General features: G+C 62.9%; 1 protein-coding gene. It reads left to right on the top strand.

Translation table 11 applies throughout. From position 1 onward, the window contains the following. On the top strand, positions 1 to 412 hold a 412-nt coding region (locus CDN36_RS22005; RefSeq protein ID WP_287497917.1), incomplete at both ends, for an IS3 family transposase.

The raw sequence follows: 412 nt of genomic DNA, 5'->3' as shown, positions 1-412 counted from the left end.
GACGCGAAGCCGGACCCCGAGAATGAAGTGCTAGCGGCGCGTCTGGTGGAGTTGGCGCACGAACGTCGTCGATTCGGCTACCGCCGGCTGCACGCCCTAGTGGAACGCGAAGGCACGCACGCCAATCACAAGCGCATCTATCGCCTGTACCGTGAGGCAGGGTTGGCTGTGCGGCGCCGTCGCAAGCGCCACGGCGTCATGATTGAGCGCGAGCAACTGGCATTGCCGGGCGCACCCAACGAGGTGTGGTCAATCGATTTCGTGATGGATGCGCTTTCCAACGGCCGGCGCGTGAAGTGCCTGACCGTCGTCGACGACTTCACGAAAGAGGCTGTCGACATCGTCGTCGACCATGGCATCTCAGGCTTTTATGTCGCTCGGGCATTGGACCGTGCAGCTCGCTTCCGTGGCT

The organism is Pandoraea sp. CB10b_02 (genome assembly GCF_002216225.1).
GTDB classification, from domain to species: domain Bacteria; phylum Pseudomonadota; class Gammaproteobacteria; order Burkholderiales; family Burkholderiaceae; genus Pandoraea; species Pandoraea nosoerga.
The sequence above is the reverse complement of the archived record's forward strand: the minus strand, read 5'-3'. Positions and strand labels throughout refer to the sequence as shown.